Here is a 25,924-nt window from a genome sequence, read left to right on the forward strand (position 1 = left end):
AGGCGGCCACGCACGTGCCGCCTGGCGGGTTCAGCAGTTATCTCGTTCGATGCCCCAGCGCCTCAGGGCGGCATCGTCGCTCTCGCGCGCATCGACCCAGCGGGCGCCGCCGGGTGTCTGCTCCTTCTTCCAGAAAGGCGCCTGAGTCTTGAGGTAGTCCATCAGGAACTCGCACGCCTGAAAACTCACGCCCCGGTGCGCCGACGTCACGGCCACCAGCACGATCTGGTCCTGCGGCGCCAGCAGGCCCACGCGGTGGATCACGCGCACACCATGGAGTTCAAAACGGTTATATGTTTCGTCCACCATGGCCTCGATGGACTTTTCCGTCATGCCGGGATAGTGCTCCAGCTCCATCGAGGCGATGTGCGCGCCGTCGCTGCGATCGCGCACGGTGCCGACGAAGCAGCACACGGCGCCCACGCGGCCGTCGCCGGCACGCAGCGCGGCCAGCTCCTGGGAAACGTCGAAATCTTCGGTCTGGATGGAAACGCGGGGCATGGGCAGGGCGAGATGAGGCTCGGCAACGGGTTTGCTACAGTGCCTGGCACTGTAACCCTGCTCCCCGCCCATGGCCCAGCAAGCCCTTCACACCGACGACTACACGCTGTACCCGTCGCCGCAGAACCTGCACCGCGAGATCTTCCTGTACCAGGCCTTCGTGCTGCAGCCGTATGCCCTGATCGATCTGCCGAGCCTGCGGCTGCAGGGCCGCTACAGCCTGTTCGCCGCCTACCGCAAGGCCGACGGCAAGATGGGGCAGCTGGTCACGTTTGAGCTGGACGTGGACCGCCTGCGCTTCGAGCGCGAGTTCGTGCCCGACTGACCGGCGCGCAGAGGCCGCGGCCCTGTTCCTGGCTGCCCTGCCAGGGTAAGTCCGGCATCCGACCTTGACCTGCCGCAATATCCATCCTAGAGACTTGGTCTGCAATAGGGGCATTGGATTTCGGACAATCCCAGCCAGGAAGGAAAGCGCCATGCGACTGCTGCAAGAACTCTTCACCACCGACGTCGGCCTGTTCTCCGCCGTGGGCATCGTCTTCATGCTCGGCATGGGGGTGTTCTTCCTGCGGCTGTTCATGCGCGACGACGCGCCCGCGGCGCACAAGACGCCCCGCTGACGCCCCTCACGCACCGGCTGCCCACCTCGCGCCTGCCCTTGCGGCAGGCGCGTCGTTTTGTGCGCTGCCTGCGCGGCCCGACAATCGCGCCATGCAAGAAGATGACAACCAGATCGTGGTCCCGCCCTCGTTCGTGCAGGTGCACAGCGACGCGCGCGGGCGGCTGCGCGAGCGGGTGGACGCGCTGCGCGCGCGCTACGAGCTGTGCGAGGACCTGGCCAGCCACCTGGTCGAGCAGGCGCAGCTGCTGTACCACCGCGAGGGTGCGTCCGAGACCGGCGTGCTGGCCGGCATCCATGCCGGGTTGTGCACCGGGGAAGCCGGTGTGAGCGTGGGCGAGGCGCGCTGGATCACGCTGCGCTTGGCCGAGTTGCTGGCCTGGCGCAGCCCGGACCTGCCGCCGCTGCCCCCACCGGACTGAAAAACGCCTCAGCCGCCGGTGACGGGCGGGAAAAACGCGGCCTCGGCCCCATCGGGCAGGGCGTCGGTGTCGCGCGCCATGTCCTGGTTCAGCGCCATGCGCACCGCCCGGCCGCGCGCCAGGCAGCCCGCCCAGGGCTCGCCGCGCGCGATCAGCTCGTCGCGTAGCGCGCCCAGCGTGGCGGCCGTGGTCTGCAGCGTTTCCTGGCCCGTGCCCAGCGCCTCGCGGATCGAGGCGAAGTAGCGCACATGGACGGTCTTGGGTGCGGCGGCGGTGCTCATAGCAGCTCTCCGAACGGGATGAAGCGCACGCGGTCGCCGGGCGCGATGGTCTGGCCCGGCGGGTTGTCCACCAGCCCGTCGCCCCAGACGGTGGACGTGAGCACACCCGAGCCCTGGTTGGCGAACAGCTCCAGCTCGCCCGCGTCGTTCAGGCGCGCACGCAGGAACTCGCGCCGCGCGTCGCCCCGCGGCCATTCGAAGGCCGCGCGCGCGGCGACGGCGCGCGGCGTCACGTCCCGCACGCCCTGCAGGCGCAGCAGGAACGGGCGCACCAGCACCAGGAAGGTCACCAGGCTGGACACCGGATTGCCCGGCAGGCCGATGAAGTGCGCGCCCGTGGCGCCGTCCTTGTCACCTTCGCCGCCCTGGATGCGGCCGTAGGCGAAGGGCTTGCCCGGCTTCATCGCCAGCAGCCACAGCTCGAGCGTGCCCAGGCGCTGCACGGCCGGCTTGACGTGGTCTTCCTCGCCCACCGACACGCCGCCGCTGGTCAGGATCAGGTCGTGCCGGGTGGCGGCGCCGCGCAGCGCGGCGATGGTCGCGTCCAGCTGGTCGGGGACGATGCCCAGGTCCGTCACCTCGCAGCCCAGGCGCTGCAGCAACGTGCGCAGGAAGAAGCGGTTGCTGTTGTAGATGGCGCCCGGCGGCATCTGCGCCGGCGGCACCTGACCAGGCATGACCAGCTCGTCGCCGGTGGAAAACAGCGCCACGCGCGGGCGCCGCGCCACCTGCAGCCGGGCCAGCCCGATGCTGGCGGCCAGGCCCAGGGCGGGCGGTGTCAGGCGCGTGCCGGCGGCCAGCACGGTGGCGCCCAGGCGGATGTCCTCGCCGGCGCGGCGGATGTTCTGTCCGGCGCGCGGCACGGCGCGCACGCGCACCCGGCCGTCCTCCAGCGCCTCGCAGTCCTCCTGCATGACCACCGCGTCGGCGCCGGGCGGCACCGGCGCGCCGGTGAAGATGCGCGCGGCGGTGCCGGGCTGCAGGGCGGTGCCGACGCTGCCGGCCGGGATGCGCTGTGACACCGGCAGCGCGGCGCCGGCGGCGGCCATGTCGGCGCAGCGCAGCGCATAGCCGTCCATGGCGCTGTTGTCCTGCGCCGGCACCTGCAGCGCGGAGACGGCGTCGGCCAGCAGCACGCGGCCGTCGGCGTCGAACGTGTCCACCGTGTCGCTGCCGGCCAGGGGCGTGGCGGAAGCCAGCAGCTGGGCCAGCGCGTCGTCCAGGGATTTCAAAGGCGGTCGGGCCATGGCGTGTCAGTCCTTCAGGCAGGGCACGCCGCGGTGGGCGTGCGCAACGTAGTCGAAGAGCGCGGCGTGCGCCAGCAGCCAGTCGGCCACCTGCGCGGGCGCGTTCAGGTCCAGCACCGGCTGGCGCGCGGCCTCGGGCAGCTGCTGCGGGGTACTGGTGGCGACGGCGACGATGCCGCCGTCGTCCGGGTAGCGTACCGGACGCGCCGGCTCGCCCGGCGCGGCGGCGCGCCAGACCTCGATGCGCGGCAGCGAGCTGGCCTTGAAGCCCTCGACCAGCACCCAGTCCACGTCCGGCTGCAGTTGCGCCAGCAGGCCGTGCACGTCGGGCGCCTGGCCGGCGTCGAACTCGCGCAGCAGCGCCATGCGCTGGTCGGAGGCGACCAGCACCTCGCGCGCGCCGGCCTGACGGTGGCGCCAGCTGTCCTTGCCGGGCCGGTCCATGTCGAAGCCGTGGTGCGCGTGCTTGATCGCCGAGACCCCCAGACCACGCGCCACCAGGTGCGCGATGACCTGCTCGACCAGCGTGGTCTTGCCACTGCCGGAGTAGCCGGCAAAGCATGCGACCTTCATGCCGTTTGCTCCTATTTCAATAGCTGCAGGCGCTTTGTTTGTCAGGAAAATATTCCTTTTTCATTCAAAAACCGGCCCTGCGCCGGGCAGGCGCCATCCGGCGGGCCGGACTCAGCCGCAATGCGCGGCGATGTAGGCCTTGACCTGCTCGGCGTCGGCCGGCAGCACGCTGAAGCGCTTGGGCAGCTGCTCGATGCCGTCGAACTTCGGCGGGCGCTCGGGCGGGCGGCCCAGGGCCTCGACGATGGTGGCCTCGAACTTGATGGGCAGCGCCGTCTCCAGCACCACCATGGGCACGCCCGCGTCGCCGCCGCGCTGCTCGCGCGCCACCTTCACGCCGTCGGCGGTGTGGGTGTCGATCATGGTGCCGAAGCGCTCCCAGGTGTCGCGAATGGTCGCCAGCCGGTCGGCGTGCGTGCTCTTGCCACTGGCGAAGCCGAAGCGCGCCGGGACCTCGGCAAAGCGCGCGTCGGCGCTCAGATCGAACCGACCGGCGCGGCCCACGCCGTCCTCGAACAGCGCGCGCGTGGCGGCGCCGTCGCGGCCCATCAGGTCGAAGACGAAACGCTCGAAATTGCTCGCCTTGCTGATGTCCATCGACGGGCTGGACGTCTCGTGCGTGTCGGCCGCGCCGCGCACCTGATACACCCCGGTGCGGAAGAACTCGTCGAGCACATCGTTCTCGTTGGTCGCCACCACCAGCCGGTCGATCGGCAGGCCCATCTGCCGCGCCACGTGGCCGGCGCAGACATTGCCGAAGTTGCCGCTGGGGACCGTGAAGCTAACCTTTTGCGCCTTGCGGTTCGCCGCCGGGCCGCCCCAAGGCGAACCAGCCACCTCGGGGGGCAGCGAACCCTGCGCAGCGGGGAGCGTGGGGGCCAGTTCCGTGGCTTGAAAGTAACCGGCGAAGTAATACACCACCTGCGCCAGCAGCCGCGCCCAGTTGATGGAGTTCACCGTGCCGATGCGGTATTTGTCCTTGAAGGCATGGTCGTTGCTGACCGCCTTGACGATATCCTGGCAGTCGTCGAACACGCCTTCGATGGCGATGTTGTGGATGTTCGCGTCCTGCAGCGAGAACATCTGCGCCTGCTGGAACGGGCTCATGCGCCCGTGCGGGCTGGTCATGAAGACGCGAATGCCTTTTTTTCCGCGCATGGCGTATTCGGCGGCGCTGCCGGTGTCGCCGCTGGTGGCGCCCAGGATGTTCAGCTCTTCGCCGCGGCGCACCAGTTCGTACTCGAACAGGTTGCCCAAGAGCTGCATCGCCATGTCCTTGAAGGCCAGCGTCGGGCCGTTGGACAGCGCCTGCAGCCAGAGGCCGTCTTCCAGCTTGCGCAGCGGCACGATCTCGGGCGTGCCGAAGACTTCCCGCGTGTATGTCTTCTCGCACAGCGCGCGCAAGTCGGCGGGCGGGATGTCGTCGATATAGAGCGAGAGGATCTCGAACGCCAGCGCCGCGTAGCCCTGGCCGCGATACACCTCGCGCAATTGCTGCAGGCGTGCCGCGTCGATCTGCGGGTAATGCTCGGGCAGGTACAGACCGCCGTCGGGCGCCAGGCCGGCCAGCAGGATGTCGCAGAATTTGCGCGGCGTGGCGTCGCCGCGGGTGGAGAGGTAATGCATCGGAAGGCCTCGCAGGAACAAGGGGGCGGACAGGCGACTGGAGAGCGATCGGCCTGCCGCCATGCGCGGTGGTTCAGCGTGCCGGCTCTCGCGGCCCGCCGGCGGCCGCGGTCGTCAGGACAGCGCTTCCTTGCGGACGCGCGTGATCGGCGCCAGCACGGTGGGCAGCTGCTGGATCTGCGCCAGCGCCGCGTCCATGCCGCCCTCGCGCGTGTCATGCGTCAGGATGATCAGGTCGGTCTGCACCGAGCCCTCGCCGCCCACCTCCTCGGCCTCGCGCTGCAGCACCGCGTCGATGCTGATGCCGGCATCCGCCAGGATGCCGGTGATGCGCGCCAGCACACCGGCCTCGTCGGCCACGCGAATGCGCAGGTAGTAGCTGGTCACCACCTCGCTCATCGGCAGCACCGGCAGCTCGGTGCCGGCCGCCGCCAGGGTGTGGCTCTGGAAGGCCAGCGGCGGCACGTGGTGCGCGACGTCGGCGTCCATCAGCCGGGCGATGTCCACCAAGTCGGCGATCACCGCGCTGGCGGTGGGCTCGGAGCCCGCTCCCTTGCCGTAGTACAGCGTGGTGCCCACGGCGTCGCCGTGCACTACCACGGCGTTCATCGCGCCCTCGACGTTGGCCAGCAGGCGCTTGGCCGGCACCAGCGCCGGGTGCACGCGCAGCTCGACGCCCTCGGCGCGGCGGCGCGTGATGCCCAGCAGCTTGATGCGGTAGCCCAGTTGCTCGGCGTAGCGGATGTCGGCGGAGGAAAGCTTGGTGATGCCCTCGACGTGCGCCTTGTCGAACTGCACCGGGATGCCGAAGGCGATCGCCGACATGATGGTTGCCTTGTGCGCCGCGTCCACGCCCTCGATGTCGAAGGTCGGGTCGGCCTCGGCGTAGCCCAGGCGCTGCGCTTCCTTGAGCACCACGTCGAAATCCAGGCCCTTGTCGCGCATCTCGGACAGGATGAAGTTGGTCGTGCCGTTGATGATGCCGGCGACCCACTGGATCTGGTTGGCCGTCAGGCCTTCGCGCAGCGCCTTGATGATCGGGATGCCGCCGGCCACCGCCGCCTCGAAGGCGACGATCACGCCGCGCTCGGCCGCGGCCTGGAAGATCTCGGTGCCGTGCACTGCCAAGAGCGCCTTGTTGGCCGTCACCACGTGCTTGCCGGCGGCGATCGCCTCCAGCACCAGCGCGCGCGCGATGCCGTAGCCGCCGATCAGCTCGACCACCACGTCGATGTCCGGGTTAGCGATGAGCTCGCGCGCATCGGCCACCACGCGCGCGCCCTCGCCCACGATGGCGCGCGCGCGTGCCGTGTCCAAGTCGGCCACGGCGGCGATCTGGATGGCGCGGCCGGCGCGGCGGCGGATCTCGTCCTGATTGCGCGCCAGCACGTTGAACACGCCGCTGCCCACGGTGCCAATGCCCAGCAGGCCTACCTGGATCGGTTTCATAACAATTACCAGTCAAATAGCGCTGCAGCCCTTTATCTATAAGGGCATGCAGCTATCAAGAAATGAGTTATCGAAGGCGTTCAGGCGGCTACGCGCGCGTGGCGCTGGCGGTACTGCGCCAGAAAGCCCGCCAGGCGGTGGATGGCTTCGCGCAGGTCGTCCTCGTGCGGCAGAAACACGATGCGAAAGTGCTGCTGGTCCGGGTAGTTGAAGCCCGAGCCCTGCACCAGCATCACGCGTGTGGCGCGCAGCACCTGCATGAAGAACTCGCGGTCGTCCGCGATCGGGTACAGATCGGGGTCCAGGCGCGGGAACATGTACAGCGCCGCGCGCGGCTTGACGCAGGTGACGCCCGGGATCTGCGTGATCAGCTCGTACGCCAGGTCGCGCTGGCGGCACAGCCGGCCGCCGGGCTTCACCAGGTCCTGGATGCTCTGGTAGCCGCCCAGGGCGGTCTGGATGGCCCACTGGCCCGGCACGTTCGAGCCGAGCTTGATGTTGGCCAGCATGTTGATGCCTTCGATGTAGTCGCGCGCGGCCACCTTGTCGCCCGAGACCACCATCCAGCCGGCGCGATAGCCGCACGAGCGGTAGGCCTTGGACAGCGAGTTGAAAGTGAGCGTCAGCACGTCGGTGGACAGGCGCGCCAGCGGCGTGTGGCGCACGCCGTCGTACAGCACCTTGTCGTACACCTCGTCGGCGAAGATCACCAGCTCGTGCTCGCGCGCGATCTGGACGATGCCCTTGAGCAGCTCGTCGGAGTACAGCGCGCCGGTCGGGTTGTTCGGGTTGATGACCACGATGCCGCGCGTGCGCGGGGTGATCTTGGCGCGGATGTCCTCCAGGCTGGGCATCCAGCCGTTGTCTTCCTCGCACAGGTAGTGCACCGGCTTGCCCCCGGACAGACTGGCCGCGGCCGTCCACAGCGGGTAGTCGGGCGCGGGCACCAGCAGCTCGTCGCCATCGTCCAGCAGCGCGTTGGTGGCCATGACGATCAGGTCGCTGGCGCCGTTGCCCAGGTAGATGTCGTCCAACGTCACGCCGGCCACGCCCTGCTCCTGCGTGTAGTGCATCACCGCCTTACGCGCGGCGAAGATGCCCTTGCTGTCCGAGTAGCCCGCCGAGTTGGGCAGGTTGCGGATCATGTCCTGCTGGATTTCCTCGGGCGCATCGAAGCCGAACGGCGCCAGGTTGCCGATATTCAGCTTGATGATCTTTTGGCCCTCGTCCTCCATCTGCTTGGCCGCGTCCACGATCGGGCCGCGCACGTCGTAGAGCACGTTGTTGAGCTTGGCGGACTTCTTGATGGGCTTCATGCGCGGAAACAAAGGCTGCTGGCTGCGGGACCAAAACGGCAGGCACGGCGCCATGCCATTGCTGCACGGCAGGCGCGGCGCCCGGGCGAAACCTATAATTTGACCACAGTTCCCCTGCCACCCCGGGCCGCCGCGCGGCCGTCCGCCCGACTGCCTACTGCGCATGAAATTCCAGCCCGACCGCTTCGAAGCCAACGCCATCACCGCCTACGGCCCCGGCTGGGTCGCCATCGATGGCGAGAAGACCAGCACCAGCACCGTGCTCAGCTCGCGCGGCCAGCGCTTCGAGTGGAACTGCAGCCGCTTCGAGGACCTGACGGCCGAACACTTCGCCCAACTGGCCGAACTCGGTGCCGAAGTGGTGGTATTCGGCAGCGGAGCGCGCCTGCGCTTTGCGCCGCCGGCCTGGCTGGCGCCACTCACGCGCCAGCAGGTGGGCGTGGAAAGCATGGACACCCAGGCCGCCTGCCGCACCTACAACATCCTGGCTGGCGAAGGCCGGCATGTGGTGGCCGCGCTACTGCTGGAAGAGTGAGAAACCGCACCGCAGCGGCTGTCAAGAACCACTGCATATCCGACCAGTATTTGGCCGTCGATTAGGCCGAAAAGGCCCATTGCGGGTAAAATTATCGGTTGCGGTCGGGGGCAGCGCCTGTGCTTTGCGGGGCACCTCATCCTCCCATTCCCCCGGCTTTCGTCGACCAATTCCAGGAGAGTAGAAGCGCCATGGCGATCGTTGTCAACAAACCCCTTCCTGAATTCGAAGCCAACGCGACTGGTGGAGTCAAGGTGTCCAACGTCTCGCACCTGGGGCAGATCCTGATCCTGTATTTCTACCCCAAGGACAATACACCGGGTTGCACCACCGAGGCCATGCAATTCCGTGACAAGTTCAAGGATTTTGAAAAGGCCGGTGCCGTGGTGTTCGGCGTCTCGCGCGACAACATGAAGTCGCACGACGACTTCAAGGCCAAGCTGGAGCTGCCCTTCGAGCTGATCGCCGACACCGAGGAGAAGATGTGCCACATGTTCGGCGTGGTCAAGAACAAGATCATGTACGGCAAGAAGGTCAAGGGCATCGAGCGCAGCACCTTCCTGGTGGGCGTCGACGGCTTGCTGGCGCAGGAGTGGCGCGGCCTGAAGGTGCCCGGCCACGTCGACGAGGTGCTGAAGTCTGTTAAGGCCCTCAAGAGCGGCAAGAAGCTTGCCCCGGCCAAGGAAGCCACTGACAAGCCAGCCAAGGAAACCCCGGTTCAGGAAGCCGCCTGAACCCCACGGCGAGAGTGACGGCGCGCCGACAGGAGGCGCCATGGGCAGCATGCATAATGGTTCAATGCCGCTGACGGACCGCTGCGCTACCCCTACCCTTTCACGCCAAGCCGCCTGGTTCGCCGGGCGGCTTTTTTGCGCCCGGTTGCACCTGCGAGAGGCGTAAGCCCAGGCTCCGCCGCCCCGCCCGTCGCGCCCCTTCTTCTTCCCAGGCTGTTTCCCCATGCCCCTGCCCCCTGCCCCGAACAAGCGTGCCGCCCTGCTGGCGCCCAGCGCCTATCGCCAGACCGTCGGCGAGGATGAGCCCGAGGAGCTGCCCGCCCGCGAGGTGACGGCCAGCGCCGCCAAGCCCGCTGCCGGCCGCCCGGCACGCAAGACACGCGCCAAGGCGACAGTCCCTGCCGCTACTCAGGAGCAGGCCAGCACGGCCGTGCCGGCCCCGCCGCCGGCAGCACCGGCCCGTGCTCCGGCAGCCAAGCGCACCGCGGCGCCGAAGCCTGCCGCCGCCAGGCCCGTGGCAGCGCCAACCGCTGCTACGCCACCGGCTGCCTCTGTACCCGTCAAGACGGCGACGCCGAAGCCGGCCACGCGCCAGCGCGCGGCCAGCGGCCTGCGCAAGATGTTCGTGCTGGACACCAACGTGCTGCTGCATGACCCGACCAGCCTGTTCCGCTTCGAGGAGCACGACATCTTCCTGCCCATGGTGGTGCTGGAGGAGCTCGACGGCCACAAGAAGGGCATGACCGAGGTGGCGCGCAACGGCCGCCAAGCCAGCCGTACGCTGGATGCGCTGGTCGATGCGCAGAGCGCCGACATCGTCGAAGGCCTGAAGCTGAACGCCACCGGTCATACCGCGGCGGGGGGCTGCCTGTACTTCCAGACTGAGCCGCTGGACTACGAGTTGCCCGCCAGCCTGCCCCAGGGCAAGGCCGACAACCAGATCCTGGGTGTGGTGGCCGCACTGCGCCGCGTGCGCACCGACTGCGAGGTGGTGTTGGTGTCCAAGGACATCAACATGCGCGTCAAGGCGCGTGCGCTGGGCCTGGTGGCGGAGGACTACCAGAACGACAAGACCATCGACGACGTCGACCTGCTCTATACCGGCGCGCTGGCGCTGCCGCCGGACTTCTGGAACAAGGCCGGCAAGAAGGTCGAGAGCTGGCAGAGCGGCGCACATACGTACTACCGCATCGGCGGCCCGCTGGCGGCGCAGCTGATGATCAACCAGTTCGTGTACTTCGAGGCGCCGGGCGAGCCCAGCCTGTATGCGCGCGTGACCGAGATCCGCGACAAGACGGTGGTGCTGGAGACACTCAAGGACTACGGCTCGTCCAAGCACACGGTGTGGGGCGTGAACACACGCAACCGCGAGCAGAACTTCGCCATGAACCTGCTCATGGACCCGGAAGTGGACTTCGTCACCCTGACCGGGACGGCTGGCACCGGCAAGACGCTGATGGCGCTGGCCGCCGGCCTGACGCAGGTGTTGGACGAGCGTCGCTACACCGAGATCATCATGACCCGCGCCACCGTGAGCGTAGGCGAGGACATCGGCTTCCTGCCCGGCACCGAGGAAGAGAAGATGGGCCCGTGGATGGGCGCGCTGGACGACAACCTCGAATTTCTCGCCAAGGGCGATGGCGGCAACGCGGGCGAGTGGGGCCGCGCCGCGACCAACGAGCTGATCAGGAGCCGCATCAAGATCAAGAGCCTGAACTTCATGCGCGGGCGCACCTTCCTGAACAAATACGTCATCATCGACGAGGCGCAGAACCTGACCCCGAAGCAGATGAAGACGCTGATCACCCGCGCCGGCCCCGGCACCAAGATCATCTGCATGGGCAACCTGGCGCAGATCGACACGCCCTACCTGACGGAAGGCTCTTCGGGCCTGACCTACGTGGTCGACCGCTTCAAGGGTTGGCCGCACAGCGGCCACATCCTGCTGGCGCGCGGCGAGCGCTCGCGCCTGGCCGATTTCGCCAGCGAGGTGCTGTAGGCATGGCCGGCTGGCTGTCCGCGCTGAAGTTCGTACCCTGGGGGCAGGTCATCGACGCCGCCCCGCAGATCGTGCAGGGCGCGCGCAAGCTCATGCGCCGCGGCGACGAGAACACTCCCCAGCCACCTGCCGCGCCGGCGGCGGTGCATCTGGGCGGCGAGCCGCGTGATGTTCTTGGCGAGCAGCTGGCGGCGCTGCAGCAGCGCGTCAATCAGCTGCAGGAGGAACAGCGCGCCAGTGCAGTGCTGATCCGCTCGCTGGCCGAGCAGAACGCGCAGGTGGTACGGGCGGTGGAGGCGCTGCGCGTGCGGTCGCGCTGGCTGGCGCTGGCCTGTGCCCTGTTGGGAGTGGCGAGCACCGGCCTGTTGGCCTGGGTGCTGTCGCATTGATTTTGCTATTTAAACAATAGCTGGAGACCCTTTGATATAAAGGGCCTGCGCCATTTTTGGCGCTTAATAATCGTCGCCGCCGTAGCCCATGGCCAGGTTTTCGAAGCGCGTCTGGTTCTTCTGAAAGAACAGCTTGACGGTGCCGGTGGGGCCGTTGCGCTGCTTGCCGATGATGATCTCGGCGACGTTGGGCTCCTTGGAGTCCTTGTTGTAGTAATCGTCGCGGTAGATGAACATGATGATGTCCGCGTCCTGCTCGATGGCGCCGGACTCGCGCAGGTCGCTCATCATCGGCCGCTTGTCGGTGCGCTGCTCGACCGAGCGGTTCAGCTGCGACAGCGCGATCACCGGGCATTGCAGCTCCTTGGCCAGCATCTTCAGCCCGCGCGAGATCTCGCCCAGTTCGGTGGCGCGGTTCTCGCTACTGCTGGCACCCGAGCCGCTCATCAGCTGCAGATAGTCGACCACGATCAGGCCCAGCTTGCCGCACGAGCGCGCCAGACGGCGCGCGTTGGCACGCAATTCCGAAGGCGTCAGGCCCGGCGTCTCGTCAATATGCAGCGAGACGTTGCGCAACCGCTCGATGGCCTCGGTCAGGCGCGGCCATTCGTCGTCGGTCAGCTTGCCGGTGCGCAGGTTGCCTTGGTTCACCCGGCCGATGGAGCCGACGATGCGCACCGCCAGCTGGGCCGCGCCCATTTCCATCGAGAACACCGCCACCGGCAGCCCCTCGTTCAGCGCCACGTGCTCGGCGATGTTCACCGCGAACGAGGTCTTGCCCATGGATGGGCGCGCCGCCAGCACCACCAGGTCGCCCGCCTGCAGGCCGCTGGTCATGCGGTCCAGGTCGGCGAAGCCGGTGGGCACGCCGGTTACGTCCATCGGGTTGTCGGCCATCTCCTGCACCCGGTCCAGCAGGTCCACCACCAGCGTGTCCAGCGGCTGGAAGCCCTGCTTCATGCGCGAGCCCTCTTCGCCGATGGCGAAGATCTTCTGCTCGGCCTCGTCCAGGATGCGCTCGACGGCCTTGCCCTGGGGATTGAAGGCGTTGGTGGCGATCTCGTCGCTGGCCGTGACCAGCTTGCGCAGAATGGCACGCTCGCGCACGATCTCGGCGTAGCGGCGGATATTGCTGGCGCTGGGCACATACTGCGCCAGGCCGTTCAGGTAAGCCAGCCCGCCCATGCCGTCGGCCTTGCCCAGGCTTTGCAGGTGTTCGTGCACGGTGATCACGTCGGCCGGCTTGCCGGCATTCACCAGCGCGCTGATGGCGCCATAGACCTGCTGGTGCTCGTGGCGGTAGAAGTCGCCCTCGTTCAGCAAGTCGCCCACCCGGTCCCAGGCCATGTTGTCCAGCAACAGACCGCCCAGCACGCTGGATTCGGCCTCGACCGAATGCGGCGGCACGCGCAACTGCGCCACCTCCTGGTCCAGCGGAGGAGGAAATTCGTAGTCGGCGGCGGGAATGGACAGGACGGCGGACATGAAGGGCTGGCAGGCAGGCGGGGGCCGGGGAACACTCGGCACATACCGCACAAAGGAACGAAGGGAACGCGATGCTAGCGAGGCTGGCGCCGCGCGTCATTGCACAACCCTGTGGACAAGCGGTGGGCGCAGGGTGCACAACTGCCCGGCCCCAGAATGAAAAAACCGCCCGAAGGCGGTTTTTTCGAAGGCACGCGGAGGACGCGCGACTCAGGCGGTTTCGCCGTACACGGCCACAGTCACCTCGACCACCACGTCGGTGTGCAGTGCCACGTTGATGGTCGTGTCGCCAGTGGTCTTGAGGGGGCCGTTGGGCAGGCGCACTTGGCTCTTGACCAGCTTGTAGCCCTGGCGGTTCAGCTCTTCGGCGATGTCCTGGTTGGTCACCGAGCCGAACAGACGGCCGTCGACGCCGGCCTTCTGCGTCAGCTTGACCGTGGAGCCGGCCAGCTTCTCGCCTTCGCCCTGGGCAGCTGCCAGCTTCTCGGCGGCAGCCTTTTCCAGTTCGGCGCGCTTGGCTTCGAACTCGGCCTTGGCAGCGGCGGTGGCGCGACGGGCGCGGCCGGTGGGGATCAGGAAGTTGCGGGCGTAGCCGTCCTTGACCTTGACGATCTCGCCCAGGTTGCCCAGGTTCTGGACCTTGTCGAGCAGGATGATTTGCATGGTGCGTGCTCCTTAGATCTTGTGCTGGTCGGAGTACGGCAGCAGGGCCAGGAAGCGCGCGCGCTTGATGGCGGTGTTGAGCTGACGCTGGTAGATGGCGCGCGTGCCGGTCAGGCGCGCGGGGATGATCTTGCCGTTCTCGGCGATGAAGTCACGCAGGGTGTCGACATCCTTGTAGTCGATTTCCTTGACGCCGGCGACGGTGAAGCGGCAGAAGCGCTTGCGCTTGAACAGCAGCGACTGGGTGTTGCGCTTGGGACGCTTGTCCTTGTTGAATTTCTTGAACGTGGCCATATTGGACCTCTTGAAAATTTATTCCTGTTGCATGTCCTGGATGTGGAACACCAGCCCCTTGCCGTTGCGCCCCGCGGCCATGAAGCCGCCAAAGCGCCACTGGCTGCCGACCGCCTGCCGCGCCAGCCGTTCGGCCAACGTGCCGAAGGCGATCGCCTTGGCGGTCAGCTTCACCTGGCGCGGGCCGCCGGCCTCGCTTTGCACCGACTCGTGCGCCAGCACGATGTCGATGGCCGGCAGACCGGCGGGCGTGTAGCGCAGCGGCTGCGCCTCGGCCAGCGTCGCGTGCAGGTGCAGCTGGTTGGTGTCCACTCCTGCCGGGCGGATCAGCGCTCGGCGCCAGCGCGCTCGCCGCGCTCCGAACGCTCGCCACGGTCGGAACGCTCACCACGCTCGCCGGCGGCGGCGGCTTCGGCTTGGCTGGCCTTGCGGGCTTCCTCGCGCTCGACGGTCTTCATCATCGAGGACGGGCCGGTGTCGGCCTGCTTGCGCTGTACCGTCAGGTGGCGCAGCACGGCGTCGTTGAACTTGAAGGCGTGCTCCAGCTCGGCCATCACGGCCTGATCGGCCTCGATGTTCAGGCACAGGTAGTGGGCCTTGGCGAGCTTGTTGATCAGGTAGGCCAGCTGGCGGCGGCCCCAGTCTTCCACGCGGTGGATCTGGCCACCGCCGGCGGTGATCATGCCCTTGTAGCGCTCGAGCATGGCGGGGACCTGCTCGCTTTGATCCGGGTGGATCAACAAGATGATTTCGTAGTGACGCATGCACACTCCTTTTGGATGAAGCCACCTGCCGCGTCAGCCGAAAGAGCAGACCCCTTCCAGGCAAGCAGTATGGCAAGGCAAAACGCGCGATTATATGACGCCCTGCCCGGCCTTGTACACTGCCCGCCGCATGAAGGCCTGCGGCGCGTGGGTTGCTGCCGCCGTGCGTGGCAGCGCGCCCGCACCTGTGTCAGTGCCCGGCGCTTGAAAACCGCGCCGCCCGCACCCACCTCCCGCCGCATACCCTTGTGTTCAACCCTTCCTACAACATGCACATGTCCGATCAGCCCCAAACCAACCCTGCTCCCGAAGAACTCGAGGCCGCGATGGCCACCAACGCCGCCGACGAGCTGGCGCGCGTGCAAGGCGAACTGGCGGAGCTGAAGGCCAAGAGCGCCGACCTGGCCGACCAGTACCTGCGTGCCAAGGCCGAAGCCGAGAACGCCCGCCGCCGCGCCGACGACGAGGTCGCCAAGGCGCGTAAGTTCGGCATCGAGAGCTTTGCCGAAAGCCTGCTGCCGGTGTGCGACAGCCTGGACGCTGCGCTGGCCATCGAGAGCGCCACCGCCGAGCAGCTGCGCGAGGGCTCGGATGCCACGCGCCGCCAGCTGATCAGCGCGCTCGAGCGCAACAAGGTGGTCGTGGTCAATCCCGAGCCTGGCACCAGGTTCGACCCGCACCAGCACCAGGCGATCAGCATGGTGCCGGCCGAGCAGGAAGCCAACACCATCGTCGGCGTGCTGCAAAAGGGCTATCTGATCTTCGACCGGGTACTGCGCCCGGCGCTGGTGACGGTGGCCGCGCCCAAGTAAGGCTGCGCGGATAAGCGCGCCTGGCGGATTTCAGGGATTTCCCGTGCCCTGCCGCTTGAAGACCGGCGCCTTAACCACATGTAACCACTGGTCCGAACATTCCCCCTTCATTCCTAATACAGACAGCGGAGAGAGAACATGGCAAAAATCATCGGTATCGACCTGGGCACCACCAACAGCTGCGTGGCCATCATGGAAGGCAACACCACGCGCGTGATCGAGAACAGCGAAGGTGCGCGTACCACGCCGTCCATCGTCGCCTACCAGGACGACGGCGAGATCCTCGTCGGCGCTTCTGCCAAGCGCCAGGCGGTCACCAACCCCAAGAACACCATCTACGCTGCCAAGCGCCTGATCGGCCGCAAGTTCGACGAAAAGGAAGTACAAAAGGACATCGACCTGATGCCCTACCAGATCGTCAAGGCCGACAACGGCGACGCCTGGGTGCAGGTGCGCGACCAGAAGCTGGCCGCGCCGCAGATCAGCGCCGAGGTGCTGCGCAAGATGAAGAAGACCGCCGAGGACTATCTTGGCGAGCCCGTGACCGAGGCTGTCATCACCGTGCCCGCGTACTTCAACGATGCCCAGCGCCAGGCGACCAAGGACGCCGGCCGCATCGCCGGTCTGGACGTCAAGCGCATCATCAACGAGCCCACCGCCGCGGCCTTGGCCTTTGGCCTGGACAAGCAGGACAAGGCGGATCGCAAGATTGCCGTGTATGACCTGGGCGGCGGCACGTTCGACGTGTCGATCATCGAGATCGCCGATGTCGATGGCGAGAAGCAGTTCGAGGTGCTGGCCACCAACGGCGACACCTTCCTGGGCGGCGAGGACTTCGACCAGCGCATCATCGACTACATCATCACCGAGTTCAAAAAGGACCAGGGCGTCGATCTGTCCAAGGACGTGCTGGCCCTGCAGCGCCTGAAGGAAGCCGCCGAGAAGGCCAAGATCGAGCTGTCCAACAGCGCGCAGACCGACATCAACCTGCCCTACATCACCGCCGATGCCTCGGGTCCGAAACACCTGAACATCAAGCTCACTCGCGCCAAGCTGGAGAGCCTGGTGGACGACCTGATCGAGCGCACGCTGGCGCCCTGCCGCACCGCCATCAAGGATGCGGGCATCAGCGTGTCCGACATCAACGACGTGATCCTGGTCGGCGGCATGAGCCGTATGCCCAAGGTGCAGGAGAAGGTGAAGGAGTTCTTCGGCAAGGAGCCGCGCAAGGACGTGAATCCGGACGAGGCCGTCGCCGTGGGCGCCGCTATCCAAGGCCAAGTGCTGTCGGGCGACCGCAAGGACGTGCTGCTGCTGGACGTCACCCCGCTGTCGCTGGGCATCGAGACCCTGGGCGGCGTGATGACCAAGATGATCGCCAAGAACACGACCATCCCGACCAAGTTTGCGCAGACCTTCTCCACCGCCGAGGACAACCAGCCGGCCGTGACCATCAAGGTCTACCAGGGCGAGCGCGAGATCGCCACCGCCAACAAGCTGCTGGGCGAGTTCAATCTGGAGGGCATTGCCCCGGCCTCGCGCGGCACGCCACAGATCGAAGTGACCTTCGACATCGACGCCAACGGCATCCTGCACGTCGGCGCCAAGGACAAGGGCACGGGCAAGGAGAACAAGATCACCATCAAGGCGAACTCCGGCCTGTCCGAGGACGAGATCCAGAAGATGGTCAAGGATGCCGAGCTGAACGCCGCTGACGACAAGAAGAAGCTGGAACTGGTGCAGGCGCGCAACCAAGGCGAGGCGGCGGTGCATTCGGTGACCAAGAGCCTTTCCGAGCACGGCGACAAGCTGGAGGCCGGCGAGAAGGAAAAGATCGAGGCCGCCGTCAAGGAGCTGGAGGACGCGCTCAAGGGCGAGGACAAGGCCGCCATCGACGACAAGACCACCGCGCTGATGAACGCCAGCCAGAAGCTGGGCGAGAAGGTCTATGCCGATGCGCAGGCCGCCGCCCAGGGCGCAGCCGGTGACGCTGGCGCCGCGCAGGGCGCCGCAGGCAGCGCATCTGCCGGCGGCGGCCAGTCTTCCGCCTCGCGTGGCGGCGATGACGACAATGTCGTCGATGCCGAAGTCAAGGAAGTCAAGAAGGACTGACCTTTTTCTCCGGCGCGCCGTTCAGGCGCCGCAGGCGCATGCCACCCGCCGCCGCGCCAGCCCCCGCCGTCACCGGCGCGGGCTGGCGCGGCGGCGCCACATGCCGGCCGGCGTACATCGGTATGCACCTATTGGGTTGAAGTCACTACACCATGTCCAAACGCGATTACTACGAAGTGCTGGGTGTTCCCAAGAACGCCTCGGACGACGAGCTGAAGAAGGCCTACCGCAAGTTGGCCATGAAGCACCACCCCGACCGCAACCAGGGGGATGCCGCCAAGAAGGCCGAGGAAGCTTTCAAGGAAGCCAAGGAAGCCTACGAGATCCTGTCGGAGCCGCAAAAGCGCGCAGCCTACGACCAGTTCGGCCATGCCGGCGTGGACCCAAACATGCGCGGCGGCATGGGCGGCGAAGGCTTCGGCGGCTTTGCCGAGGCCTTCGGTGACATCTTCGGCGACATGTTCGGCGGCCAGCGCGGCGGCGCGCGCGGCGGGCGGCAGGTGTACCGCGGCAGCGACCTGTCTTATGCCATGGACATCTCGCTGGAGGAAGCCGCCAACGGCAAGGAGGCGCAGATCCGCATTCCCAGCTGGGAGAGCTGCGAGACCTGCCACGGCTCGGGCGCCAAGCCGGGCACCAGCGCCAAGACCTGCGGCACCTGCCAGGGTGCCGGCGCGGTGCAGATGCGCCAGGGCTTCTTCAGCGTGCAGCAGACCTGCCCGCAGTGCCGCGGCACGGGCAAGATCATTCCCGAGCCCTGCACCACCTGCCATGGGCAGGGCAAAGTCAAGAAGCAAAAGACGCTGGAGGTGAAGATCCCCGCCGGCATCGACGATGGCATGCGCATCCGCTCCACCGGCAACGGCGAGCCCGGCACCAATGGCGGACCGCCCGGCGACCTCTACATCGAAATCCGCATCAGGAAGCACGACATCTTCGAGCGCGACGGCGACGACCTGCACTGCGAGGTGCCGGTCAGTTTCACCACCGCCGCGCTGGGCGGCGAGATCGAGGTGCCGACGCTGCAGGGCAAGGCCGCCATCGACATCCCCGAGGGCACCCAGGCCGGCAAGCAGTTCCGCCTGCGCGGCAAAGGCATCAAGGGCGTGCGGTCCAGCTACCCCGGCGACCTGTACTGCCACATCGTGGTCGAGACGCCGGTGAAGCTGACCGAGTACCAGCGCAAGATCCTCAAGGAGTTCGACGAGTCGCTGAAAAAAGGCGGCGCCAAGCACTCACCCTCGACCGACAGCTGGACCGATAAGCTCAAGAGCTTCTTCAGCTGACGCGGGCGCCTGGCCTGCCCTGCCCGGCTCCCAGCCCTGCCGCCAGCGGCCCTGGCGCGGGGCTTTTTTCTTTCCGTCCCTGCGCCATGGTGTTCCTGCTGCTGCTCCCCCTGGTCTTCGCCTTGGCGCTGCGGCGCCTGGTCGGCATTGCGCGGCAGATGGCGCGCGGCAGCCTGCGGCTGGCGCAAGGGCGGCGCACGCTGCGGGGCGTGGCGGCCGCCGCGGCCTACCTGGCGCTGCTGGGCTACAGCGCCGGCCTGGCGCTGGCCCTGGCGCATGCCGTGGTCGTGGCCGCCGATCGCACCGCCGCCTGGCTGGCGCTGGCCGGCTGGGTGCTGGGCTACCCGCTGGTGTACTTCTGCGCGGCCTGGGTGTTCTTTCACGCCTTCGAACGCCCGGGCGCGGGCCGCTGACAACGCTGCCAGGGCAGGGCCCTCCTGCCCCGGGCCGGCCCCGTTGCCGCACCGGCGCGCCGGCGCTACGCTGGCCGGCCCCGCTGCCCCTTCGGAAGGCGCCATGCCCCTGCCCTCGCCCATTCACCGTGCCGCCGCGCACGCCACACGCATGGCAGCGGGCGCGCTGGCGCTGCTGCTCGCCGCCTGCGCAGCGCCACAGCCGTCGCCGCTGGTACTCACCAACACCCTGGGCATGCAGTTCGTGCTGATCCCCGCAGGCAGCTTCTGGATGGGCAGCGACGAGCGCCCCGACGCCCTGGTGCGCGACTACCCCGGCCTGGAGCGCGCCCGCTTCACCGCCCTGGCCGACGAGGCGCCGCGCCACCGGGTGCGCATCACCCGCGCCTTCTGGCTGGGCCGGCACGAGGTGACCGTGGGCCAGTTCCGCCGCTTTGTCGAGCAGTCGGGCCATGTGGCCGAGGCGGATGCCGACGGCACCGGCGGCTACGGCTTCAACCCGGTGTACGACCCGGCCACCAGCGCGCGCGGCGATGCCTTCGAGGGCCGCTCGCCGCGCTACTCCTGGCGCAACCCCGGCTTCGCACAAGGGGACGACCACCCGGTGGTCAACGTGACCTGGAACGATGCGCAGGCCCTGGCCGCCTGGCTGAGCGCGCGCGAGGGCGTGCGCTACCGCCTGCCGACCGAGGCCGAGTGGGAGTACGCCTGCCGCGCCGGCACCGAGACCCGCCACCCGCACGGCGACGACCCGGCCGGGCTGCTGGGCGCGGGCAACACGTTCGATGCGGACAGCGCCGCGCACTGGCCGCACTGGCGCGCGCATGCGCTGGCCGGCCGCGACGGGTTTGCCTTCACCGCCCCGGTAGGCCGCTTCGCGCCCAACGCCTTCGGCCTGTACGACATGCTGGGCAACGCCTGGGAATGGACCGCCGACTGGTACGGCGAGACGGCCTATGCGCAATCGCCCGCGCAAGACCCCACCGGCCCGGCGCAGGGCCAGGTGCGCGTGCGCCGGGGCGGCTCGTGGCACACCTGGGCGCTGTATGCGCGCTGCGCGTTCCGCAACTGGAACACGCCGCAGACGCGCTACCCGCTGGTCGGTCTGCGGCTGGTGCGCGAGGCGCTGCCGGCCGATGCGGCAGCGGCGCCGCCGGGCAGCGCGCGCTGAAGCCCGCACGCCAGGCCGTAGCCCTGCCGCCCGGCAGGGCGCCGCCCGGTCGTTCGCGCGCGGTGTCAGCCGCGCCAGGCGGCCACGCCGCCAGGCAGCGCCACGGCCTGCGCGCGGCCCAGGGCCTCCAGCGTCTGCAGCAGCAGGGGCAGGCCTTTCTTCCACGGCCCCCGGCCCTTGAAGCGCGCCTCCAGGTCGGCCAGGCGCAGCGGCGCGCCGCTGGCGGCCAGCACATCGGCCACGGCGCGCACCTGCTCGGGCAGGGACGCGGGCCAGGGCTGGGCGGCGGGCGCGGCCGGGGCGGCGGCGGGGTTTGGAGCCAAATCGGCCTCCAGCCCTTTGGATTCAACGGCCTCCAGCTCCTGATTCGATAGCGATTGCTGTGGGTTCTGGAAGTCCGGGCGCAGCCAGCGCACCTGGCCGGCGGCCTCTTCGGCGGCGCGGCGCGCGTTCAGCTGCACCAGATGCGCCAGTACCTGCTGCGTGTCGGCAGCGGCCGGCAGGCCATAGGCGGCGAGCACGGCGGCGTCCAGCTCGTCGTGCAGCTCGCGCAGCACGCCGACCAGGCCCTGGGCGTGCAGCGCCTGCTCCTTCGGGTTCAGCGCCCGGCCCTCGCGCAGCGCGGCCAGCACGTTGTACAGGCCGGTCAGCGTCAGGCCGGCGTGGCCGGCGGCCAGCACCTGCTTGCGGTGCGCGTCGATCTGCCCGGCCAGGGCGGCGATGCGCTGGCGCAGGGCCTCGGTCAGGCCGGTGTCGTCGGCGGGGAAGGGGAAGGTTTCGAAGCAGCGGGATTTGCTATAGACGGGATCGTTCCCAACACCCAGCCGACCACCAGTCGCCATTGCCCAATCCACATGCAGCTGGCTGGAAAGCACGCCTAACGAATAGGCGTCGTCCAGCGCGATGACTACCAGCTTGTGCTCCGGGCGGCTATTGCCAGCGATGAAACTAAACACGCGATGTTTCGCCGTCTCGACGGTGACAATTACCCGCTGCAAGCCGAGCGTTGCAGCGCGCAGTTGCTCATTACTGCGGCGAAAGAGCCACCAATTGGCGCGAACCTTGGGATCGGGGTTGACCTGCCGTTCAGGCCATACGGTGTCATGCAGCCTCTGCCAGACTTGCGGCGCGTCGCTGCGCAAACTCTCTGAACTGGCGCCGTGGGCGTCAATGACTGAGTAACCCCGAGGGATCCCAGTGATGTCCTTTCCGTTAAACAACGGGAATATCCAAGGCGCGTTTTCTGGCCGAGCTACCAACGTCGCCACCTCTTCAGCGGTCAACACGAAACCCCGACCACCCAGTAGGTAACCTGTGTTTGACAAGCGCTGACTGGAGCGCAAGGGCAGTGCAGCAGCGACATTGGCGCCGATTTTCAGATCAGCGTGGATCGCACCCCGTTGAGCATTGAGATCAACGGCCATCTCGCCGTGCTCTTGTGGCATTTCAGCACGTACCACTTGAAGCTCGCCCTCGTCACTCCCGGCAGCCAAAACGGTCATGGCAATGCGCACAGCAGCTCCGCCTTTGCCATCCACCCAAGGGTGATCGGCAATGGCCATTACCAAGTGTGTGCCCGCATCTAAAGCCGTTTGCACCACGCGCCGGTTGAAGATCATCGTCACACTATTGGTGGTGATGAGGCCCATGCGCTGCGTGCGGCCCGCCGCCACCTGCGCGGCGGCGTGCTGCCACCAGTACATGACGAAGTCCGCGCTCTCGGGTACTTCGGGCCAAGCCCCGCGTAGCGCCTCGACATAGCCGTCGCCCAGGGCTTCGCGCATGCGCAGTTTTCCGATGAACGGCGGATTGCCCACGATGTAATCCGCCTGCGGCCATGCCGCCTTGCGCGCGCCCGCATAGCGCCACTGCGGCACGCGCGCCGCCTCGTCGGGCACGGCCTGGCCGGTGACCGGGTGCGGCTTGAAGGTCTGCCCGTCCCAGCGGCTCAGGGGCTGGCCGGCGGCGTCCAGCGCGGGCTCGCGCGTGTCCCAGGCCAGCACGGCGTCGCGGCACTCGATGTTGCCGTAGGCGTGCACCACCGGCTCGGCCACGCTGGCGCGGCCGCGGGCGCGGATGTGCCACTGCAGCCAGCCGATCCACAGCACCAGCTCGGCCAGCGCGGCGGCGCGCGCGTTCAGCTCGATGCCCAGCAGCTGCTGCAGCGTCACCGTCTCGCCCTCGAAGCCGAGCTGGTCCTGCGTCTGGCCGAGCTGCTGCAGCGCGTCCACCACCTCGCCCTCCAGGCGCTTCAAATGCTCCAGCGTCACGTACAGAAAATTCGCGCTGCCGCAGGCCGGGTCGAGCACGCGCACGCTGCACAGGTGGTGGTGGAAGGCCCGTAGCTCGGCGCGGGCCTGCTCCAGTTTGGTCTGCGCGGCCTTGCCCTGCAGCGCGGCGGCCTCGCGCGCCAGCACCAGGGCGGCAGCGCGCGCGTCCTGCCAGCGGCGGCGCAGCGGCTCGATCACAGTGGGCAGCACCAGCCGCTCGACGTAGGCGCGCGGCGTGTAGTGCGCGCCCAGGGCGTGGCGCTCGGCGGGGTCGAGCGCGCGCTCCAGCAGCGTGCCGAAGATGGCCGGCTCGACCTGGCGCCAGTTGGCGCGCGCGGCCTCGATCAGCAGGTCCACCTGCTCGGGGGTGAGCAGCAGGCTGTAGCCGTCCTCGTCCGCGCCCTTGAACAGCTTGCCGTTGAAGTGCAGCACATGCTCGGACAGCACGCCGCTGAAGCCGCCGCGGTCCATGTCGCACCACAGCGCGCGCAGCACGTCGCGCAGCCGGGCGGGATGATCGCGGTGCTTTTGCAGCAGGCCCTGGAAGCTGCCCTCGGGCAGCAGCTGCACGTCCTCGGCGAACATCGAGAACAGGCAGCGGGTCAGGTAGTTTGCTACTATTTCAGGAGCTGCATGCCTTTTGTTTATATAGGCTTGAGGCCGATTTGACTCAAAACCCAGGCTGGCCTCCAGCGAGCGCGCCAGGCGCGCCAGCAGCGCCGCCACGGTGCGCGTGACCTCGGCGCTGATGAGCGCCGGGTTGAGCCGGTGCGGCTCCAGCCACACCTGGCGCAGCCGCTGGCGCACGCGCGCATCCCCCAGGTCGGCCAGCGCCAGGCGGTGGCTGCGCGCATCCGGGTACGGGGTGTAGGCGCCGCCGCTCTGGCTGAACTCGGCGTACAGCTCGATGACGTGGCCCACGTCCACCACCAGCACGAACGGCGGGCGCCCCTCGGCCACGGGCAGCGCGCGGGCGTAACCCATGGCCTGGCTGTGCGCGCGCAGCATGCCGTCGTCAAAACCTTTGGTATGGCCGGCGGCCCGCAGTTTCTTGGCCTCCAGCACGAAGCAGCCGCGCCGGTAGCAGTCGATGCGCCCGCTGCTGGTGCTGCCGTCGCCGTGCTGGAAGGTGACGGGGCGCTCGAACATGTAGTCCTGCTCGGGCGTGGCGTGCGGGCGCGGCACGCCCAGCAGCTCGCACAGCTCGATCACGAAGCTTTGCGCCGTGGCCAGCTCGCTGGCGGCCACGCCCTGCCAGCGGGCGATGAAGGCGTGGGCGGCGGCGTCCTCGGCGGGCCGGTCGGCATCAAGGCTGGCAGGGGTGGCGAGGCTGAAGTCGGTCATGGGCGCGGGTGGGGACTGGACGGGGGCTGGCGGCGATTATGGGCAGGGGCGCGCACGGTGGGCGCTTCAGGCCGCCCGCGCATTCGTCCTGCGACACCAGCACCACCCTGCCATGGCCCATTGCCTCACACCCACGCACACTCGCAGGTGAAGTGCCGCAAGAACTTCGGCTGTTTGGTGATCTTCACGCCGCGAATGCTGGCGGCCCTGTCCTTGACCTCGGCGATCACCTCGGCGGCGTAGTCGAAGTGGCTTTGCGTGTACATGCGGCGCGGAAAGGCCAGGCGCACCAGCTCCATACTGTGGAAGGTCTCGGTGCCATCCTCCAGCCGTTTGCCGAACATCACCGAGCCGATCTCCACGCCGCGGATGCCGCCCTCCAGGTACAGCGCGTTGCACAGCGCCCAGGCGGGGTAGTGCGCGATGGGCATGTCGGGCAGCACGCTGCGCGCGTCGATATAGACGGCGTGGCCGCCGGTGGGCTTGACGAAGTTCACGCCGGCCGCCTCCAGCCGCTCCCCCAGGTATTCGGCGGTGCGCAGGCGGTAGCGCAGGTAGTCTTCCTCCATGCCCTCCTGCAGCCCGACGGCCAGCGCCTCCAGGTCGCGCCCGGCCAGGCCGCCGTAGGTCGGGAAGCCCTCCATCATGATCAGGCCGTTCCTCACGCCGTCCAGCCACTCGTCCGTGCGCAGCACGATGAAGCCGCCGATGTTGACCATGCCGTCCTTCTTGGCGCTCATGGTGGCGCCGTCGGCGTACGAGAACATCTCGCGCACGATCTCGGGGATGGGCGTGTTCTCGTAGCCGGCCTCGCGCATCTTGATGAACATGGCGTTCTCGGCGAAGCGGCACACGTCCATGACCAGCGGCTTGCCGTACTTTTTCAGGAGCTGCGAATACGCCCGGATGTTGGCCATCGACACCGGCTGGCCGCCGCCGGTGTTGTTGGTCACCGTCAGCATGCCGAACGGGATGCGCGCGCCTTCGCTTTTCAGCAGGCTTTCCGCGCGTTCCAGGTCGATGTTGCCCTTGAACGGGTGCAGGGTCGCCGGCTGCAGGCCTTCGGCGATCACCAGGTCCAGCGCGGTGACGCCCATGAACTCGAGGTTGCCGCGCGTGGTGTCGAAGTGGCAGTTGTTCGGCACCACGTCGCCCGCCTTGCAGACGGCGGAAAACAGCACCTTCTCGGCCGCGCGGCCCTGGTGCGTGGGCACGAAGTGCGGCATGCCGGTGATGTCCTGGATCACCTTCTCCAGCCGGTAGTAGCTGCGCGCGCCGGCGTAGCTCTCGTCGCCTTCCATGATGGCGCCCCACTGGCGGCTGGACATGGCGCCGGTGCCCGAGTCAGTCAGCCAGTCGATCAGCACGTCCTCGGCGCGCAGCTTGAAGACGTTCAGGTGCGCTTCCTGCAGCAGCCGCTCGCGGTCGGCGCGGGTGGTCATGCGGATGGGCTCGACGCTCTTGATGCGGAAGGGCTCGATCAGGGTCTTGGGCATGGGGTTCCTTTCAAGGTCAGGTGCGGACGATGGCGCGCAAGGTAGTGCGGGCCAGCAGGTCGTGGTGTCGGTTATTTGCAACGCAGGGGCAAAACAGTCGATCGGCGTCAAGACCTAGGCGTT

26 protein-coding genes are annotated in these 25,924 nt (G+C 68.0%); 12 read left to right on the forward strand and 14 right to left on the reverse strand.

Annotation, left to right across the window (positions count from 1 at the left end; all coding sequences use genetic code 11):
- Positions 1-30 precede the first annotated feature (30 nt).
- On the reverse strand, positions 31-501 hold the full coding sequence (locus BLQ61_RS12735) for a molybdenum cofactor biosynthesis protein MoaE (protein WP_091570877.1): 471 nt from the start codon (positions 499-501) through the stop codon (positions 31-33).
- A gap of 70 nt (positions 502-571) precedes the next feature.
- On the opposite strand from BLQ61_RS12735, the gene BLQ61_RS12740 reads away from it, so the two are divergent.
- The 3 genes from BLQ61_RS12740 to BLQ61_RS12750 all read left to right on the forward strand — a co-directional run bounded on the left by BLQ61_RS12740 (position 572) and on the right by BLQ61_RS12750 (position 1,542).
- On the forward strand, positions 572-826 hold the full coding sequence (locus tag BLQ61_RS12740; RefSeq protein WP_091570879.1) for a hypothetical protein: 255 nt from the start codon (positions 572-574) through the stop codon (positions 824-826).
- A gap of 151 nt (positions 827-977) precedes the next feature.
- A complete protein-coding gene (locus BLQ61_RS12745) occupies positions 978-1,121 on the forward strand; it encodes a DUF3149 domain-containing protein (protein ID WP_091570881.1) in 144 nt (47 codons plus the stop codon).
- Positions 1,122-1,212: 91 nt separating this feature from the next.
- Entirely contained in the window at positions 1,213-1,542 is a 330-nt protein-coding gene (locus BLQ61_RS12750) for a hypothetical protein (RefSeq protein ID WP_091570884.1), read from the forward strand.
- 8 nt (positions 1,543-1,550) lie between these two features.
- Here BLQ61_RS12750 and moaD read toward each other — a convergent pair whose 3' ends face one another.
- The 6 genes from moaD to BLQ61_RS12780 form a co-directional block, all read right to left on the reverse strand.
- The gene (gene moaD / locus BLQ61_RS12755; protein WP_091570886.1) at positions 1,551-1,823 is read right to left on the reverse strand and encodes a molybdopterin converting factor subunit 1; all 273 of its coding nucleotides are present in this window, start codon (positions 1,821-1,823) and stop codon (positions 1,551-1,553) included.
- The gene (locus tag BLQ61_RS12760) at positions 1,820-3,070 is read right to left on the reverse strand and encodes a molybdopterin molybdotransferase MoeA (RefSeq protein ID WP_091570889.1); all 1,251 of its coding nucleotides are present in this window, start codon (positions 3,068-3,070) and stop codon (positions 1,820-1,822) included. Before BLQ61_RS12760 ends, moaD begins: the two co-directional genes overlap by 4 nt.
- A gap of 6 nt (positions 3,071-3,076) precedes the next feature.
- Positions 3,077-3,643, reverse strand: coding sequence for a molybdopterin-guanine dinucleotide biosynthesis protein B (gene mobB, locus BLQ61_RS12765; protein WP_091570892.1), 567 nt, complete (start codon positions 3,641-3,643; stop codon positions 3,077-3,079).
- Between the two features lie 111 nt (positions 3,644-3,754).
- Positions 3,755-5,269 carry a threonine synthase gene (locus BLQ61_RS12770; protein WP_091570894.1) on the reverse strand — a complete coding sequence of 505 codons (1,515 nt, stop codon included), beginning with the start codon at positions 5,267-5,269 and terminating at the stop codon, positions 3,755-3,757.
- 114 nt (positions 5,270-5,383) lie between these two features.
- Positions 5,384-6,718 (reverse strand): homoserine dehydrogenase, encoded by a 1,335-nt coding sequence (locus tag BLQ61_RS12775; protein WP_091570897.1) that lies wholly within the window; start codon positions 6,716-6,718, stop codon positions 5,384-5,386.
- An 80-nt stretch (positions 6,719-6,798) separates the two neighbouring features.
- Positions 6,799-8,034 (reverse strand): pyridoxal phosphate-dependent aminotransferase, encoded by a 1,236-nt coding sequence (locus BLQ61_RS12780; protein ID WP_091570993.1) that lies wholly within the window; start codon positions 8,032-8,034, stop codon positions 6,799-6,801.
- A gap of 163 nt (positions 8,035-8,197) precedes the next feature.
- Between BLQ61_RS12780 and BLQ61_RS12785 the strand changes: the two genes are divergently transcribed.
- The 4 genes from BLQ61_RS12785 to BLQ61_RS12800 all read left to right on the forward strand — a co-directional run bounded on the left by BLQ61_RS12785 (position 8,198) and on the right by BLQ61_RS12800 (position 11,691).
- Positions 8,198-8,569 carry an Mth938-like domain-containing protein gene (locus tag BLQ61_RS12785; RefSeq protein ID WP_091570900.1) on the forward strand — a complete coding sequence of 124 codons (372 nt, stop codon included), beginning with the start codon at positions 8,198-8,200 and terminating at the stop codon, positions 8,567-8,569.
- A 191-nt stretch (positions 8,570-8,760) separates the two neighbouring features.
- Positions 8,761-9,303 carry a peroxiredoxin gene (locus BLQ61_RS12790; protein WP_091570902.1) on the forward strand — a complete coding sequence of 181 codons (543 nt, stop codon included), beginning with the start codon at positions 8,761-8,763 and terminating at the stop codon, positions 9,301-9,303.
- A 223-nt stretch (positions 9,304-9,526) separates the two neighbouring features.
- The gene (locus tag BLQ61_RS12795; RefSeq protein ID WP_091570905.1) at positions 9,527-11,302 is read left to right on the forward strand and encodes a PhoH family protein; all 1,776 of its coding nucleotides are present in this window, start codon (positions 9,527-9,529) and stop codon (positions 11,300-11,302) included.
- A gap of 2 nt (positions 11,303-11,304) precedes the next feature.
- Complete coding sequence (locus BLQ61_RS12800; RefSeq protein WP_091570907.1) at positions 11,305-11,691, forward strand: hypothetical protein; 387 nt, start codon at positions 11,305-11,307, stop codon at positions 11,689-11,691.
- A gap of 63 nt (positions 11,692-11,754) precedes the next feature.
- Here the strand turns inward: BLQ61_RS12800 and dnaB are convergent, their stop codons facing one another.
- The 5 genes from dnaB to rpsF all read right to left on the reverse strand — a co-directional run bounded on the left by dnaB (position 11,755) and on the right by rpsF (position 14,897).
- The gene (gene dnaB, locus BLQ61_RS12805; RefSeq protein ID WP_091570910.1) at positions 11,755-13,176 is read right to left on the reverse strand and encodes a replicative DNA helicase; all 1,422 of its coding nucleotides are present in this window, start codon (positions 13,174-13,176) and stop codon (positions 11,755-11,757) included.
- A gap of 210 nt (positions 13,177-13,386) precedes the next feature.
- Positions 13,387-13,839 (reverse strand): 50S ribosomal protein L9, encoded by a 453-nt coding sequence (gene rplI, locus BLQ61_RS12810; RefSeq protein WP_091570913.1) that lies wholly within the window; start codon positions 13,837-13,839, stop codon positions 13,387-13,389.
- Between the two features lie 12 nt (positions 13,840-13,851).
- The gene (rpsR, locus tag BLQ61_RS12815; protein ID WP_091570915.1) at positions 13,852-14,133 is read right to left on the reverse strand and encodes a 30S ribosomal protein S18; all 282 of its coding nucleotides are present in this window, start codon (positions 14,131-14,133) and stop codon (positions 13,852-13,854) included.
- Positions 14,134-14,151: 18 nt separating this feature from the next.
- On the reverse strand, positions 14,152-14,445 hold the full coding sequence (gene priB / locus BLQ61_RS12820) for a primosomal replication protein N (protein ID WP_245704046.1): 294 nt from the start codon (positions 14,443-14,445) through the stop codon (positions 14,152-14,154).
- 14 nt (positions 14,446-14,459) lie between these two features.
- Positions 14,460-14,897: a 30S ribosomal protein S6 gene (rpsF, locus tag BLQ61_RS12825; protein ID WP_091570918.1), complete on the reverse strand. Its 438-nt coding sequence runs from the start codon at positions 14,895-14,897 to the stop codon at positions 14,460-14,462.
- Positions 14,898-15,172: 275 nt separating this feature from the next.
- On the opposite strand from rpsF, the gene grpE reads away from it, so the two are divergent.
- From grpE to BLQ61_RS12850, 5 genes are all read left to right on the forward strand, one after another.
- Positions 15,173-15,709: a nucleotide exchange factor GrpE gene (gene grpE, locus BLQ61_RS12830; RefSeq protein WP_091570921.1), complete on the forward strand. Its 537-nt coding sequence runs from the start codon at positions 15,173-15,175 to the stop codon at positions 15,707-15,709.
- Positions 15,710-15,847: 138 nt separating this feature from the next.
- The gene (dnaK, locus tag BLQ61_RS12835) at positions 15,848-17,821 is read left to right on the forward strand and encodes a molecular chaperone DnaK (RefSeq protein ID WP_091570924.1); all 1,974 of its coding nucleotides are present in this window, start codon (positions 15,848-15,850) and stop codon (positions 17,819-17,821) included.
- Positions 17,822-17,973: 152 nt separating this feature from the next.
- Entirely contained in the window at positions 17,974-19,107 is a 1,134-nt protein-coding gene (gene dnaJ, locus BLQ61_RS12840) for a molecular chaperone DnaJ (protein WP_091570926.1), read from the forward strand.
- An 86-nt stretch (positions 19,108-19,193) separates the two neighbouring features.
- Positions 19,194-19,520 (forward strand): hypothetical protein, encoded by a 327-nt coding sequence (locus BLQ61_RS12845; protein ID WP_091570928.1) that lies wholly within the window; start codon positions 19,194-19,196, stop codon positions 19,518-19,520.
- Positions 19,521-19,623: 103 nt separating this feature from the next.
- Positions 19,624-20,691 (forward strand): formylglycine-generating enzyme family protein, encoded by a 1,068-nt coding sequence (locus BLQ61_RS12850; RefSeq protein WP_425415621.1) that lies wholly within the window; start codon positions 19,624-19,626, stop codon positions 20,689-20,691.
- A gap of 65 nt (positions 20,692-20,756) precedes the next feature.
- Here BLQ61_RS12850 and BLQ61_RS12855 read toward each other — a convergent pair whose 3' ends face one another.
- Positions 20,757-24,305, reverse strand: coding sequence for a class I SAM-dependent DNA methyltransferase (locus BLQ61_RS12855; protein ID WP_091570931.1), 3,549 nt, complete (start codon positions 24,303-24,305; stop codon positions 20,757-20,759).
- Positions 24,306-24,430: 125 nt separating this feature from the next.
- Positions 24,431-25,801, reverse strand: coding sequence for a tryptophanase (locus tag BLQ61_RS12860; protein WP_091570933.1), 1,371 nt, complete (start codon positions 25,799-25,801; stop codon positions 24,431-24,433).
- Positions 25,802-25,924 lie beyond the last annotated feature (123 nt).

The organism is Oryzisolibacter propanilivorax (assembly GCF_900103645.1).
Lineage (GTDB): Bacteria > Pseudomonadota > Gammaproteobacteria > Burkholderiales > Burkholderiaceae_C > Melaminivora > Melaminivora propanilivorax.